We start from the raw sequence: 15,385 nt of genomic DNA on the forward strand, positions 1-15,385 counted from the left end.
GGTGTAAGCATGGTAACATGTTCAGCTGACTAATACTAATAAGTCGAGGGCTTGACCTTAATATAAGTAAAAATAATGCGATATACTTCTTTTGTAAAAAGAAGCGAAGGCTTTGAGCGTAAGCGAAAAGACTATTTCACTGTGCAATTTTGAGAGAATATCTCATAAAGTGTATTGACAAGTTAGTAATAGCTTGGTATACTCTTAAGGTAAGGTTTATACCTTATAAATCTGGTGATTATGGCATGAAGGTAACACCCCTTCCCATACCGAACAGGTAGGTTAAGCTTCAATGCGCTAATGGTACTGCAGGGGCAACCTTGTGGGAGAGTAAGTCGTCGCCAGGTCATGTATGGATCTTTAGCTCAGTTGGTTAGAGCTACCGGCTCATAACCGGTCGGTCCGGGGTTCGAATCCCTGAAGGTCCACCATACGGGGATATAGCTCAGCTGGGAGAGCACCTGCCTTGCACGCAGGGGGTCAAGGGTTCGATTCCCTTTATCTCCACCAAAAACAGTCCAATATGGACTGTTTTTTTATTTTGTTTAAAATTAATTTGAAATTTAATTTTTATAGATTTATTACAAATAAAGTATTACAATATAACAGTAATAATATATGATAATATAATTTAAATATGAAAGGGGTTTGATGATGTTACTATATAGGTTAAAGCAGTTTTACTGGTCAATAGTTTCTAAGATTAATGATGAAGATATAGATTTTCTTAAAATGCATTTAGAAACCTATGAATTACAATTATTTCATCAGTTACCTAATTATGAGCAAAAACACAGTATAAATGTAGCTAGAGATGTACAATCAACTTGTAATCAAAGAAAGATACAATCAAAAAAATTGATAAAAGTTGCGCTATTACATGATATAGGTAAAATATATAGTAATATGAATCCAATAGATAAATCAATAATGGTTATAATACATAATATAACAAATGGGAAAATTGAATCACATAAGAAGAGTAAAAATGTTAATATGTACTATAATCATGGAGATATAGGATATAATTTATTAAGAAAATATGCTTATGATGATAGGTTTTTGTTTTTAGTTAAAAATCATCATAACAATAATATAACACAAGATATAGAATTAGACTTATTAAAAGAATGTGATGATAGAAATTAAGAAGCTAGGGTATAGTTTCTTTTTTATTACCATAATTTATAGACATAATTTAGTATTGTAAGAAATTATTTCTAATAACATATAAAAAGTGATAGAATATAATTATATAAAAAACAGGAGGAAAAAATGAATTCAAAGCAAAGAAGAGAATATATTAAAAATTTACTAATTAAAAATAACGCTACCTATAAAGGTCAGTTTTTAGCAGAGGAATTAGGCGTTACAAGACAAGTTATAGTAAAAGATATTGCAATTACAAGAGCGGAGGGAGTAAATATAATTGCAACTCCTGAAGGCTATTTAATACCTAATGAAGAAAGTAATTATGTAAAAAGAGTAATAGCGGTGGCGCATAGCCGAGATGACATATATAGTGAGCTTGAATGCATTGTTAAATTTGGTGGAATAGTAGAGGACGTGACAGTAGAACACTCTTTGTATGGTGAGATAAGAGCAATGCTCATGATAAAAACATTAATGGATATTGAAAAATTTACAAAGAAATTTAAAGAATTTAATGCGCAGCCTCTATCTGCTTTAACTAAAGGAGTACATTTGCATACTATAAGAGCAGATAATGAGGAAATCATGGAATGTATTATAAATGAACTAAAAGGTAAAAATTACTTGATTTCTGATTAATGTACCTTTAGATAAAATTATTTAAATTAACTAGAAAGGAGTAAAACAATGGAAAACGTTGCACTTTTAAAATGTATGGAATATGATGTTGATTTAGTGGAAGAAAAACTACGACAGGGATTTAAACTACTGGGTGGACATGATTTTTTAACGAAATTAATACCAAAGGATAGTAAGGTGCTTTTAAAACCTAATATGTTAAGTATTGAGAATAAAGAATCTCCGGTAGTAACTCATTATGTTGTTTTTGAAGCAGTTATTAGAATTATTATGGAATATTCTAATGATATCAGCTTTGGTGATTCACCTGGTTTTGGAGATTCAAGAAAAGCAGCCGAGCGTTGTGGACTTATGGAAGTTGCGAATAGATATGGAGTTAAATTTGAAGACTTTAAAGAGTCAGTACATGTTAAATTAGACAATTCTATTTTATGTAAATCTTGGAACATAGCTAAAGCTGCTTATGAGGCAGACGTTATAATATCATTACCAAAACTTAAAACACATGCTATGGCATATTATACAGGTGCTGTAAAAAATCAATTTGGTTGTATACCTGGAACGCAAAAGGCAACTTGGCATACAAGAATGCCTGATGCAAATAACTTTTGCAAGATGCTGCTAGATTTGAATACGGCTGTTGGAACTAATTTTGCTATTTTAGACGGTATAATAGCTATGGAAGGTAATGGACCTAAAAGTGGAAATCCGTACAAAATGAATACTTTAATTATGGGAAAGTCTTTAACTGCGGTAGATTCAGTTGCAGTTAGGCTTATAGGTTATGATAATCCGCTGGATACACCTGTTTTAAAAGAGGCATATGATAGTAAATGGGGAGCAGTGCTTCCTTGTGATATAAATATACTTGGTGAAAAATTAGAATCTATGAAAGCGAAAAATTTTAAGCTTTGTAGAAAAGGTGGTAATTTCTATTTTATAAATCCAAAAGTAACTAATTTTTTAAGAGGAATGATAGCGCCAAATCCAACACTTATAATAGATAAATGTATAGGGTGTGGAAGGTGTGCAGAGGTATGCCCAGAAAAACCAGCGGCAATTGACATGGTAAAACAAGGACACATATTAAATCCTAAATGGAATATGAATCAGTGTATAAGATGTTTTTGTTGTCAGGAATTATGCCCAGTTGGTGCAATTAAAACTAAATATTCAAATTTAGGTAAATTACTATCAAAATTAGATAAGAGGTGATTTTTGTGAAGAAAAAAATTACTATAGCTATAATAATAGGAATATTAATAATAATAATAGCTTTTTTAGGTAACATAGTTAGTTTAGCTATAAATATGCAGTGGTTTAAGGAAGTAGGATATTTATCAGTATACTTTACTAAATTAACATGGATTTTAAAGATAATGGCTCCAGTATTTATAGTGTGTTATATTGCAATATGGACATACTATAAATCCTTTAAAAATAGTATTTTAAGATTCAAAAAAGTTGTTGAGGTAAATAAGAACAAAGAAAAATTGGAACATAAAATTAGTATTTTAATAAACATTATAATTTCTTTTATAATATCTATAAGTTTTTCATCTAACTATTGGTATAAAATACTTCAGTTTTCAAATGCTACAAGTTTTAATACCCTAGATCCATTATTTAAAAAAGATATTTCTTTTTTTATTTTTAAACTTCCACTAATTGAATCATTATATCAAATGTTCATAATCTTATTAGCAGTGATTGTAGTTATAACGGTAGTAACATATATTATACTAACTACAAAGGATCATATATTAGGTGGCAATAAAGGAAATAAATTTTCTGGATTTAAAGACTTTAATAACGGAATAACTAAATTTGCAGGAAGACAACTTGCAATAGTGTCTTCATTAATATTATTTATAGTATCATTGGGATATATAATAAAAACATGGCAATTAGTATACTCACCAAGGGGAATAGTTTTTGGAGCAAGCTATACAGATGTACATGTAACATTAAGGTTTTATCAAATAATAGCAGTAGTATCTTTTATTGCAGCTATAATTACTTTTATAAGCCTTATAGCACACAAATCAAAACCAGTGATTGCATCTATTATTGCAATTGCTTTACTAATATTTGGAGAAAGTATAGCATCAACTGGAGTTCAAAAATTTGCTGTTCAATCAAATGAAAAAACTTTAGAAAAACCATATATTCAATATAATATAGATAATACAAGAAAAGCTTTTAATATTGATAACATACAAGGAGTACCCTTTGAAATAAAAAACGATTTAACTAAAGATGATATTAATTTAAATAAAGATACTATTGATAATATAAAAATAAACTCTTTTAAGCCAGCACTAGAATTTTATAATCAACTTCAATATATGAGGTTTTATTATGGGTTTAATGATATAGATATTGACAGATATAATATCAATGGAAAGTACACTCAAGTATTTATTGCACCAAGAGAAATTAATTTAGACTCACTAAAAGACAATGCAAATACTTGGCAAAATAGGCATCTAGTTTATACTCATGGATATGGCGTAGTTATGAGTAAAGTAAATTCAGTAACTAGTGAGGGGCAACCGGATTTTGTTATTAATAATATCCCCTTAGAGAATAAGACAAGTATAAAATTAGATAATCCTAGAATTTATTTTGGTGAAAGCACCAATGATTATAGTGTAGTCAATACAAAGATTGGAGAGTTAGATTACCCTAAAGGCGGAGAAAACCAAATGAATAATTATGAGGGTAAGGCTGGTATAAAGATGAACCTGGCAAATAGAGTGTTATTTGCCATAAATAAAAGAAGCACTAAATTTTTATTATCCAAGGATATAACTACTAATAGTAAAATATTAATTAATAGAAATATAGTTGAAAGAGTAAACAAAATTGCTCCATTTTTAACATATGATAACGATCCATATACTGTGATAAATGATGGAAAATTATATTGGATTATAGATGCTTATACAACTTCTAATAAATATCCATTTTCACAGCCAGAGGGTGGTGTAAATTATATTAGGAACTCAATTAAAGTTGTTATTGATGCGGTAGATGGGACATCTAAATTTTATATAGTTGATAAAAATGATCCCATAGCAAATAGTTATTCAAAAATATATCCAGAACTATTTGTGGCTTCAGAGTCAATTCCTAGTGGTATAAAAGAACATTTTAGGTATCCAGAAGGTTTATTTAATTTACAATGTAATACCCTTAATAGATATCACGTAACTGACCCTGGGATATTTTATAATGGTGATGATGTATGGTCTATAGCAACTAACCAAGTGAAAGTTGAGGGTAAAAATCAGGTAAATGAAGCATCTTACGTCATAATGAAATTACCAAATGAAAGCAAGGAAGAAATGATTTTACTTGAATACTTCAACACTAAAGGCAGAGATAACATGGTATCTTTACTGGGTGCAAGGATGGATGCTGATAATTATGGAAAAATGGTTTTATATAAATTTCCATCAAAGCAGGTATATAGCCCTGTACAATTTAAACAAAAGATGAATCAGGACACAATAATATCAAAAGAACTATCACTTTGGAATACACAAGGTTCAGAAGTTCAATTTGGAGAAACTACAATTATACCAATTAAAAATTCATTACTTTATGTAGAACCTATGTATTTAAGAGCTAAAGGGGAAAAAAGCATTCCAGAGATGAAAAAAATTGTAGTATCTTATGGTGATAAAATAATTTTAGCTAATAATATAGAATCAGCACTCCAACAGATATTTGATTATACTGATAAAAATAATGCATCAAAACCTGAAGGTAAATCAAATCTAGATATAAAATCATTAGAAAATATAAAAATTGCTAAAGATTTATACAACAGCGCAATAGAAGCTCAAAAGAAGGGCAATTGGGCTGAATATGGTATATTTATAAAACAATTAGGTGATATATTGGATAAAATAAGTAAGTAAAATATATCTAAATTTATTTAACAGAATGTAGCTATATTAAAAACTTGTGTGTTTTATAAGTGATTTATATTACACTGTATCAGTATAAAATGATAACTTAGGGCATATATACTTATATGTCCTTATTTTTGTGTTATAATTTCAATTAATTTATGTGAAAATGAATAGAATCGAGCACATATTGTATAAAACAAAGGAAATTGAAATATAATGTCGAATATAATTATATATACGAGAGTATGGGAGTATGAGGGGTATATTATGAAATATATAAACGATAATTTGTATAGAGATGGTAAAAATTCACTATGTATAGGTACAGATGTTTTAAATATCAATAATTTACCTAAGATAATAAAAAAATACATTTATGATGCTCTTATAAACGGAGAAAAAATTATATTTTTTACAGACGATATATTTTATAAAAATATTGAAAAGAATTTTAATAGCCAGGAAGAATTTATAAGAAATAATATAAATACAGGTAAATTTAAAATAAAAACATATAATATTGCTGCATTTGATTATGACTATAAAGAATTTTTAGACATTATTGATGTTATTTCTGTTGTTAAACAGAAATTAAAAATAATATGGGATTTTAAAAATGCAATTAAAAGAGCTTACAAATTAGAAGCTATAATTAAGTGTATTGAAAAAATAATAGAATGTTCAAAAGATAATGTTTGCAATATGGTTTATATTGACAACAGCGCCCAGAATTTTAATAGGTTATATAGATTTGCTAATTTATTTGAAAAATTAATTATTATAGATAGAAATAAAGAAATGGAATTTAGAAGTAAAGATGAAATAGAAAAAGCAATATGGATGCTTCAGTCTAATTCACAGTTAAAATATCAAAATAAAAATTTAGTTTTATTTAATGATGTTTTTTCTAATATACCTAAAAGTACGGATGAAAATGAATTCAAAAAAATTATAATGAGCAAAATTAAGGACGTATGCGATGTAGATTTTTGTATTATACACACATCTCTTAAAGAACAAGAAAACATAATAGCTATGGATAGTTATTACGGAATAACAAAGAAGCATAAGTTCTACTTAATTAATGACGCAGAAATAATTAAGTATATTAATAAATCCAATGAAGTTGTATTAAAGGATAATGTAGATATATTATTGAATTTAAGTGAAATAGTGGATTCCCAAATAGTAGATAAATTCAAATTAATAGGCATAGTAAGTTATATGGCTATTGCTGTAGAGTATTATGATATCGCTAAAGGAGTAATATGGATAGGCAGATATGAAAATAATAGAGAACTTTCTAAAAACAATATAGAACATTTAAAATCAATATGCAAAACAGCCTTTTATTTAATTCAGGAGCAAAAAAGATTTTCCGACATGCAAAATAGGCTAATACAAAATGAAAAGCTAAAAGCTATGGGTTAAATGGCTGCAGGAATAACTCATGACATTAATAATATACTTACACCAATTTTAGGATCTGTTCAGCTTTTAAAGGATACACCTCAGGAAAAGGAAAATTTAAAATTACTTAGTGTTATCGAAATTTGTGCTTATGATGGAATGAATATAACTAACAAAGTTAAAAGATTAACAAAGAAATATAATGATGATGATTTTCAAACATTTAGTATAGATGGTGCAATAACAGACGCAATAGATTTAACTAAAAGTAAGTGGCTAACAGAAAGTGTTTTTAAAGGCATAAAAATAGACATAAGTAAATCATTAAAATCAAATGAAACAGTACAAGGAAATATAACAGAAATAAGAGAGGTATTTATAAATATAATAGCAAATGCCGTAGATGCTATGCCAAGAGGCGGCACAATAGAGGTTATTACAAAAAACAAAGATAATAGGGTTATTATAGAAATAAGAGATAATGGAATGGGAATAAGTAGAGATATTCAAAAGCGTATATTTGAACCATTTTTCACAACTAAAGGTAATAATGGTTCAGGGCTTGGATTAAGTATTTCTTATAATATAATACTTTCACACAAAGGAAGTATGAAAATTGAAAGTGAAGAAAATGTAGGAACCTCTTTTATAGTTAAATTACCAATATGTGAAAATATGGTTAAAAATTATGATAAAATATCAAGGAATGTAGTAGATTTTGAGGGAAATGTTTTAGTTATTGATGATCAAGAGCAAATAAGAAATGTTGTTGCTAGTATGATAAAGTCAATTGCAAAATGCAAAATAAAAACTTGTGGGTGTGAAAATTTAGATTTAGAGTTAAATAGAAGAAAATATGATATAATAGTTTGTGATTTTACTATGCCGATTATTAATGGATTACAAGTGGCTCAAAAAATTAAAGAGATAAGTAAACATATATATTTTTGTCTTATGACAGGTTGGGTGGGCTCTTTTGACGGTCAAAAAATGAATAATGTTGATTTTGTTTTAAATAAACCTATAAATAAAGATAGTTTAAAGCAAATGTTTTTTGATTATAAAACCAGCTTTTAATTTTTTTGAACAAATCCTGACTCTTGTTTAAAAAAAGGATATAATAATAAAGTAAAGTAAAAAAACTTTTGTTTTATTGTGGAGGGTTACCATGGATTATGATGTACTTATTCTGGGTGGAGGTATTATAGGTTGCGCTGTGGCTTATGAAATTTCAAAATATAATCTTAATATAGCTGTAATTGAGAAAGATTATGATATAGCTGATGATGTAGCGTTAATAAACACTGCAATGATATATGATGGAGTTGAAAGTGAAGATACATTAACTTCTAAGCTTGAACGTATGGGAAATAAAATGATGGATACTATAACTGCTAAATTTAATGTTCCTTTTAAAAGATGTGGCTCTCTAATAATTGCTCAAACTGATGAAGAAGCTATCATGATAGAAAAAACATATAATAGAGCAATAGAGAGAGGCACCAAAGATGTATTAATTTTAGAATCTAAATACATATATGAAATGGAACCAAATTTAAATGTTCATATAAAAAAAGGACTATATTCTAAAAATACAGGTGTGGTTTGCCCATTTGACTTAGCGCTGGCTTATGGAGAAGTAGCTTTTGATAATGGTGTGAAATTTAGATTAGAAGAAGAAGTAATAGATATTCAAGCCATATCAAAAGGTTTCAGAGTTATCACTAATAAAAATAAATTTACTTGTAAAATGGTAATAAATACAACTCCTTCTGAGAATTACAGTATAGTAGATGAAAAAAAACTTGAAGTAAATAATAATGAAAAAATATTAAAATATATACTGTTAGATAATAATGAAAAACAAAGATTTTCTCATGCATTGTTTATGTTTAATGTTAAGGGCGAGAGAATTTACACCCTGCCAACAATGGAGGGAGATACTGTTGCTGCTATTAGTACAAAAGAGAATGTTAATTATAATGAAGTAGTAGATAGAGTATCTAAAATAACAAATGGTGTAGATAACATGGATGTTAAAATGTTTTTGGATTGGCCTTTCTTTGATGAACCTATGGTAATCGATGATAGTGGCATTGATGATGGACTTATTCAAATTAAGGGAAAACACTATGGGCAGATAACAATGACGCCTGCTATAGCAAATATTGTATGTGAGAGTGTAGTTAGCAAGATGCAGTGTAAGTTGAAAAAAGATTTTAATGATAAAAGAAGAGAGACTTATAAGTTTAGAGAAATGTCTGATGAAGAAAGAAAAAGTATTATTAAGGTAGATAAAAAATACGGTAAAATAATATGTGCATGTGAAAAAGTAACAGAAGGGGAAATAGTGGACGCTATACGGAGGCCGCTAGGGGCACGAACAGTAGAAGGAGTTAAAAGAAGAACTGGTGCTGCCTTTGGAAATTGTCAAGGGGCACATTGTTTAAATAAAATTGTTTCTATTTTAGCAAGAGAAACTAATAAAAAAATGACGGAAATAGTTAAGGACTCAAAAAATTCTAATATTGTACTATGTAGAATAAAAGAATTTAATAGTATGTAGGAGATGAGTTTATTTGATAAAACAAACTGATTGTAATTTAGATAAAAATGATGCAATCTTAACAACTTTGGTTAGGATAAAGGGCTCTAATTTATGCAATGTAGTTCCAGTGAAAAGTAGTAAGCCCATTGATAAGAAGTTATGGATTGAATGCTCAAAAGCATTAAGCAGAATACATGTAGGTCCACCTATAAAAATAGGAGATGTAGTATGTAAGAATATACTTAATACCGGAGTTGATATTATCTGCACAAAAAACATTGAAATAAATAATATTGAAGTAAATAATTAGTAAAGACAATTTCATTATATTAAATATATATTGACTTTATAAATAGTGTGATGTAAAATTATCCTTAAAATAATAGCGTAAAATTGAAACGCAATAATGCATAAAACCTATGATGAGAATAGTAACAAAATATAAAGGTTAAGAGAGTCAGTGTTTGGTGAAAACTGATACTTTTTATTTTGTGAATCCACCTTCGAGGGACTGTGAAAAGCAGTACGGTATAACCGTTATATTTGTTAAAGAGGATTAAATATTTATATTTAATCAAGTAGGGTGGCAACGCGGAGTCTTTCGTCCCTTTTCATGGGGATGAAGACTCTTTTTTTTATATTCAAAATTAACCAAAGTACTTAATTAAGACTTAAGAATATCAAACAATTAATAAGGAGGAATATTTATGTTAGATTTAAAAAGAATAAGAAATAATCCAGAAGAGATAAAAGAATTAATGGCAGATAGAGGGGAAAATTTTGATATATCAATTATTGATGAAGTGGTAACTCTTGATAAAAGAAGAAGAGATATTTTAATGGAGGTTGAAGAATTAAAAAACAGAAGAAATACTCAATCTGCACTTATACCAAAGCTTAAAAAAAGCGGAGAAAATGTAGATGAAATTATGGGGCAGATGAAAAAACTTTCAGATGAAATTAAAAATTTTGATGTTGAGCTATCTTCTGTGGATGAAAAGATTAAAAATATTATGCTGAGAATTCCCAATATACCGAGTGTAAATGTACCAAAAGGTGATACAGAGGAAGATAATGTTGAAGTAAGAAGATGGGGACAGCCAGAAAACTTTAAATTTGAAACTAAAGCTCATTGGGATTTAGGAATAAACAATGATATTTTAGATTTTGAAAGAGGTGGAAAGATTACAGGATCAAGATTTACAGTATATAAAGGACAGGGAGCGAGACTTGAAAGAGCACTAATAAGTTACTTTTTAGATTGTCACGTGGATATAAATGGATATACAGAAATATTACCTCCCTATATGGTTAATAGGCAAAGTATGATAGGAACGGGTCAATTACCTAAGTTCGAAGAAGATGCCTTTAAGGTGGCTGATACAGACTATTTTTTAATACCTACAGCTGAGGTACCCGTTACAAACATTTATAGAGATGAGATATTAAATGGTGAAGATTTGCCTATAATGCATGTTGCTTATAGTGCGTGTTTTAGATCAGAAGCAGGATCAGCAGGAAGGGATACTAGAGGACTTATAAGGCAACATCAATTTAATAAGGTAGAACTACTTAAATTTACAAAGCCAGAGGATTCTTATGCAGAACTCGAAAAGTTACTTGTAGATGCAGAGTCAGTATTACAAGGACTTGGTTTACCTTATAGAATAGTTAAGATATGTAAAGGTGATTTAGGCTTTACAGCATCATTTAAATATGATATTGAAGTTTGGATGCCAAGTTATAATAAGTATGTTGAAATATCAAGCTGTAGTAATTTTGAGGACTACCAAGCAAGGCGTGCAAATATAAGGTACAAAGATGATAAAAAAGATAAACCTAAGTATATTCATACACTAAATGGATCAGGAGTAGCGGTAGGAAGAGCTTTAGCTGCAGTACTCGAGAATTATCAAAATGAAGATGGATCAGTAACCATTCCAGAGGTGCTAGTGAAATATATGGGTGGAAAAAATATAATTTCAAAATAAATAGTTAATTTAATATATATAGCATAATAAGTATCAAAATAATGTTAATATTTATAACTTAGGTATGTTAGGAAAATGACTAGTCTACTTTTTTAACATACCTAAGTTGTATATCATGTATAAAATAGAAAATTGTATAGGATATTGTAAAACAAATCACAATTATGTTGACAGGGAATATTTATGCTGATATAATAAAACTTGTCGCTAAGACATGGAGGAATGGTCGAGTTGGTTTAAGGCACCAGTCTTGAAAACTGGCGTACGTGTGAGCGTACCGTGGGTTCGAACCCCACTTCCTCCTCCATTTTTTTTTATAAGCACATAAAAATTAAGCCGTGGAGAAATACTCAAGTGGCTGAAGAGGCGCCCCTGCTAAGGGTGTAGACCGGGTAACCGGTGCGAGGGTTCAAATCCCTCTTTCTCCGCCAGAAACATCTAACATTTGTTAGGTGTTTTTTATTTTTTACGAAAAAAAACAATAAAATCAACAAATACATTGACATGTTATGTTTATGCTGATATAATAAATCTTGTCGTGGATATGGAGGAATGGTCGAGTTGGTTTAAGGCACCAGTCTTGAAAACTGGCGTACGTGTGAGCGTACCGTGGGTTCGAACCCCACTTCCTCCTCCATTTTTTTTATAAGTACATAGAAATTAAGCCGTGGAGAAATACTCAAGTGGCTAAAGAGGCGCCCCTGCTAAGGGTGTAGACCGGGTAACCGGTGCGAGGGTTCAAATCCCTCTTTCTCCGCCAGAAACATCTAACGTTTGTTAGGTGTTTTTTTTATGTTTATTTTTTTAACAAGTAGTCTATTAAATTAGAAAACAAATTAACAATTTATTGAATTTAAAATAAAAAAAAGGTATAATTACAATATTAAAACAATATTAAAGTAAGAGATAAGGAGAATGTATGCTAAAAGGTAATAAAGTATTATTGAGAAGTGTTGAAAGACGAGATTTAAATATATTTTATGATATTTGGTGTGATGAAGAGGTTAGAAAACTTGATGGCAATTTTATATTACCTCCATCTAAAGAGGACATATTAAATAATTTTAATAAATTTATTAATATTGATAAAAAATATATCAGCATCGTGAATGAAAAAGGTGTAGTTGTAGGTTATATAACTTATAAAGAAATTAGTGGATGCAAGAATGTATACGTGTTAGGTATAGCTATAGGTCAAAACTTCTGGAATAGAGGATATGGACAAGATTCTATAAAGGCATTGCTTAAATATTTATTCATGGATATGGCTGCGCATAGAGTAGAGCTAGAAGTATTAGATTTTAATTTAAGAGCAATTCAGTGTTATAAAAAGTGTGGATTTTTAGAAGAAGGAAAGAAGAGAAAGACTTGTTTTTCCTATGGGGATTATAGGGATGTAATTATTATGGGAATTCTTAGAGATGAATTCATAAATGGAATTTTACAAATAAATCTTTACTCCTAACGTATAATATGTTAATATTATAATGATGTTTATGCGTTGGTAGCTCAGTTGGATAGAGTAGCTGGCTACGAACCAGTTGGTCGCAGGTTCGACTCCTGTCCGACGCACCATAGAAACCCAGTAACTGTAATGGTTACTGGGTTTAGTTATTTTTTGAAAGATGCATAAAAAAGAAATATAATGCAAACATACAACAATATTTCCATTAGACATGTTAACGCATGATCAAGTACTTGTTGAACTAATCTTTGGAGCAATGGCACTAAGTTTTCAAGAGTCTTTAATTTTATTGCTATTTATCACTATAATTGTTACCTCATAATATTTATTTTACATAAAATAAGCTCATAATATGTTATTTTATGTATATATTATCCTAATAAAAAAGGAAAAGTGAAACTATATTGTAAAAGTAAAAGTAACGTACATAACTATGGAGGGTGAAGAAAAACTATCACCTCATAATAACTTTGAAAAGAATTATAATATTAATTAATAGCTTATTAGATTTAGTGATAGCTAATAAAAATGTTAAATGAAACGCAAAAAATTAGGGGGCATAAAAACATGAAACAAATCAAAAAAACACTAATCATATTTATGGCAGCAGTATTTGTAATGACTGGAATTTTAGGAAGTATTACAGCAAAAGCTGCACAAGTAGTTACTCCAATAATAAATTATATTGGAGTAGACCATTCACCACTAGTAGTAGGAGATACTGAGAAATTTACAGTAACTTCAAAGTATGAAGGCCTAGTACAATACAGAGCATTTCAATTTGATGGTAAAAAATGGACGAAATTAACAAAAGGATACACAACAGCAATAGATGCTAAAAATCCATATGTATTACCAGAAACTAGTGCATACAAATTAGGACAACACAAACTTTTAGTTTGGGTAAAAAAAGCTGGAACAATAGGCATTAACAAAAGGGGTTATGATAGTTACTAGAAGCTGCACTTAACTGTGTATCTAAAGATGACGCTAACAGAGTATATGCTAATGGAAAAGCAGATTACACTCTTACTGGAATGAAATTAACATTTAATTCAATCAAAGATATAGGCGGAATCAAAGGACCATACCTATATAGATTACATATATTAAATACAAAAACAGGAGTATGGACAACTAGAGTATCACAGTATGCTACTGCTCCGTCATATACATTTGCAAAAGCAGGAACTTACATGGTTGTTGTACATGCAAGCACAGTTAAATCAACAACTTGGAAAAATTACTTAAAAGAAGACAAAACAGTAGCTAATCAAAAGTCAACATATGGAACATACGAAGCTTGGAAAACAATAATGGTAACTATTAATGATTCAACAGTAGTAAGTACTATTAGTGATGGCACAGATATAACTAGTAAGTTTACTGATAAATATTTTAAGAGTTATGTATATTCTCTGATAGGAAAGACTAGTCCTAGTCCAATACTTTATTCTGATGTGAAAAATATAAAATACTTAAACGTAAATACTGGTAAGGATACACATATAGTACAAGACTTTACTTTTGAAATATTTAGTTTAAGTGGGATTCAGTATTTTACAGCATTAACTGAGTTATATTGTGGGGGTAATAAACTGACAACCTTAGATGTAAGCAAAAATACAGCATTAACTGTGTTAGAATGTATGAATAATCAACTAAGAACATTAAATGTAAGTGAGAATACAGCATTAACTAAGTTATATTGTGGGGGTAATAAACTGACATCCTTAGATGTAAGTAAAAATACAGCATTAGCTGAGTTATATTGTGACAATAATTCTCTAACAACCTTAGAGGTAAGTAAAAATACAGCACTAACTTTATTATATTGTGACAATAATTCTCTAACAACCTTAGATATAAGTAAGAATACAGCATTAAATTATTTACAGTGTACTAATAATAAATTAACAACATTAGATACAAATATAGCGCTAATTGAGTTAAATTGTAAAGATAACCAACTAACAAACTTAGATGTAAGTAAGAGCACAGCATTAACTAAATTAGTTTGTGTTAATAATAAGTTAACAACCTTAGATGTAAGTAAGAATACAGTATTAACTGATCTAATTTGTAATTATAATCAATTAACATCACTGTTATCTATTAAAGATACTTGGTATACGCAATGGTATAGACCTCAATACACAGATTCGAGTCATATTGCGATTACTGAAAGTTTAGGTATAACAATTAAAAATTAAGTACTGGCGCACCATATAGGAAACCCTAGAAGGTTTAATACTTC

General features: G+C 29.2%; 12 protein-coding genes, 7 tRNA genes, 1 rRNA gene and 1 other annotated feature. All 20 genes read left to right on the top strand.

The genetic code is table 11. From position 1 onward, the window contains the following. Nucleotides 1-230: 230 nt before the first annotated feature. Nucleotides 231-347 (top strand): 5S ribosomal RNA (rrf, locus tag ACREV6_RS00985). A gap of 7 nt (nucleotides 348-354) precedes the next feature. Continuing rightward, a tRNA-Ile gene (locus ACREV6_RS00990) sits at nucleotides 355-431 on the top strand. A gap of 3 nt (nucleotides 432-434) precedes the next feature. Then, nucleotides 435-510 (top strand) — tRNA-Ala (locus tag ACREV6_RS00995). A 141-nt stretch (nucleotides 511-651) separates the two neighbouring features. After that, nucleotides 652-1,149: an HD domain-containing protein gene (locus ACREV6_RS01000; protein WP_431576172.1), complete on the top strand. Its 498-nt coding sequence runs from the start codon at nucleotides 652-654 to the stop codon at nucleotides 1,147-1,149. A gap of 126 nt (nucleotides 1,150-1,275) precedes the next feature. Next, nucleotides 1,276-1,791 carry a transcription repressor NadR gene (locus ACREV6_RS01005; protein WP_431576173.1) on the top strand — a complete coding sequence of 172 codons (516 nt, stop codon included), beginning with the start codon at nucleotides 1,276-1,278 and terminating at the stop codon, nucleotides 1,789-1,791. Between the two features lie 48 nt (nucleotides 1,792-1,839). Next, nucleotides 1,840-3,006: a DUF362 domain-containing protein gene (locus ACREV6_RS01010; protein WP_431576174.1), complete on the top strand. Its 1,167-nt coding sequence runs from the start codon at nucleotides 1,840-1,842 to the stop codon at nucleotides 3,004-3,006. Between the two features lie 5 nt (nucleotides 3,007-3,011). Continuing rightward, the gene (locus ACREV6_RS01015; RefSeq protein WP_431576175.1) at nucleotides 3,012-5,720 is read left to right on the top strand and encodes a UPF0182 family protein; all 2,709 of its coding nucleotides are present in this window, start codon (nucleotides 3,012-3,014) and stop codon (nucleotides 5,718-5,720) included. 261 nt (nucleotides 5,721-5,981) lie between these two features. Next, nucleotides 5,982-7,145: a hypothetical protein gene (locus tag ACREV6_RS01020; protein ID WP_431576176.1), complete on the top strand. Its 1,164-nt coding sequence runs from the start codon at nucleotides 5,982-5,984 to the stop codon at nucleotides 7,143-7,145. After that, on the top strand, nucleotides 7,146-8,201 hold the full coding sequence (locus ACREV6_RS01025) for a hybrid sensor histidine kinase/response regulator (protein ID WP_431576177.1): 1,056 nt from the start codon (nucleotides 7,146-7,148) through the stop codon (nucleotides 8,199-8,201). 91 nt (nucleotides 8,202-8,292) lie between these two features. Beyond that, complete coding sequence (locus ACREV6_RS01030) at nucleotides 8,293-9,690, top strand: NAD(P)/FAD-dependent oxidoreductase (protein WP_431576178.1); 1,398 nt, start codon at nucleotides 8,293-8,295, stop codon at nucleotides 9,688-9,690. A gap of 13 nt (nucleotides 9,691-9,703) precedes the next feature. Continuing rightward, nucleotides 9,704-9,982, top strand: a complete 279-nt coding sequence (locus ACREV6_RS01035) for a DUF1667 domain-containing protein (RefSeq protein ID WP_431576179.1) — start codon at nucleotides 9,704-9,706, stop codon at nucleotides 9,980-9,982. A 100-nt stretch (nucleotides 9,983-10,082) separates the two neighbouring features. After that, nucleotides 10,083-10,284 (top strand) — a binding site (T-box leader). 95 nt (nucleotides 10,285-10,379) lie between these two features. Next, on the top strand, nucleotides 10,380-11,663 hold the full coding sequence (gene serS, locus ACREV6_RS01040) for a serine--tRNA ligase (protein WP_431576180.1): 1,284 nt from the start codon (nucleotides 10,380-10,382) through the stop codon (nucleotides 11,661-11,663). A 216-nt stretch (nucleotides 11,664-11,879) separates the two neighbouring features. Further along, a tRNA-Ser gene (locus ACREV6_RS01045) sits at nucleotides 11,880-11,970 on the top strand. Between the two features lie 33 nt (nucleotides 11,971-12,003). Then, a tRNA-Ser gene (locus tag ACREV6_RS01050) sits at nucleotides 12,004-12,094 on the top strand. A gap of 115 nt (nucleotides 12,095-12,209) precedes the next feature. Further along, nucleotides 12,210-12,300: transfer RNA gene (locus tag ACREV6_RS01055), tRNA-Ser, on the top strand. A 32-nt stretch (nucleotides 12,301-12,332) separates the two neighbouring features. Continuing rightward, a tRNA-Ser gene (locus ACREV6_RS01060) sits at nucleotides 12,333-12,423 on the top strand. Between the two features lie 159 nt (nucleotides 12,424-12,582). Then, on the top strand, nucleotides 12,583-13,128 hold the full coding sequence (locus ACREV6_RS01065) for a GNAT family N-acetyltransferase (protein WP_431576181.1): 546 nt from the start codon (nucleotides 12,583-12,585) through the stop codon (nucleotides 13,126-13,128). A 33-nt stretch (nucleotides 13,129-13,161) separates the two neighbouring features. Beyond that, nucleotides 13,162-13,238, top strand: a tRNA-Arg gene (locus tag ACREV6_RS01070). 457 nt (nucleotides 13,239-13,695) lie between these two features. Then, nucleotides 13,696-14,085: a hypothetical protein gene (locus ACREV6_RS01075; RefSeq protein ID WP_431576182.1), complete on the top strand. Its 390-nt coding sequence runs from the start codon at nucleotides 13,696-13,698 to the stop codon at nucleotides 14,083-14,085. A gap of 80 nt (nucleotides 14,086-14,165) precedes the next feature. Next, complete coding sequence (locus ACREV6_RS01080; protein ID WP_431576183.1) at nucleotides 14,166-15,341, top strand: leucine-rich repeat domain-containing protein; 1,176 nt, start codon at nucleotides 14,166-14,168, stop codon at nucleotides 15,339-15,341. The last annotated feature ends 44 nt before the right edge of the window (nucleotides 15,342-15,385 follow it).

Source organism: Clostridium sp., from assembly GCF_050717515.1.
Classification (GTDB): domain Bacteria; phylum Bacillota; class Clostridia; order Clostridiales; family Clostridiaceae; genus Clostridium_AD.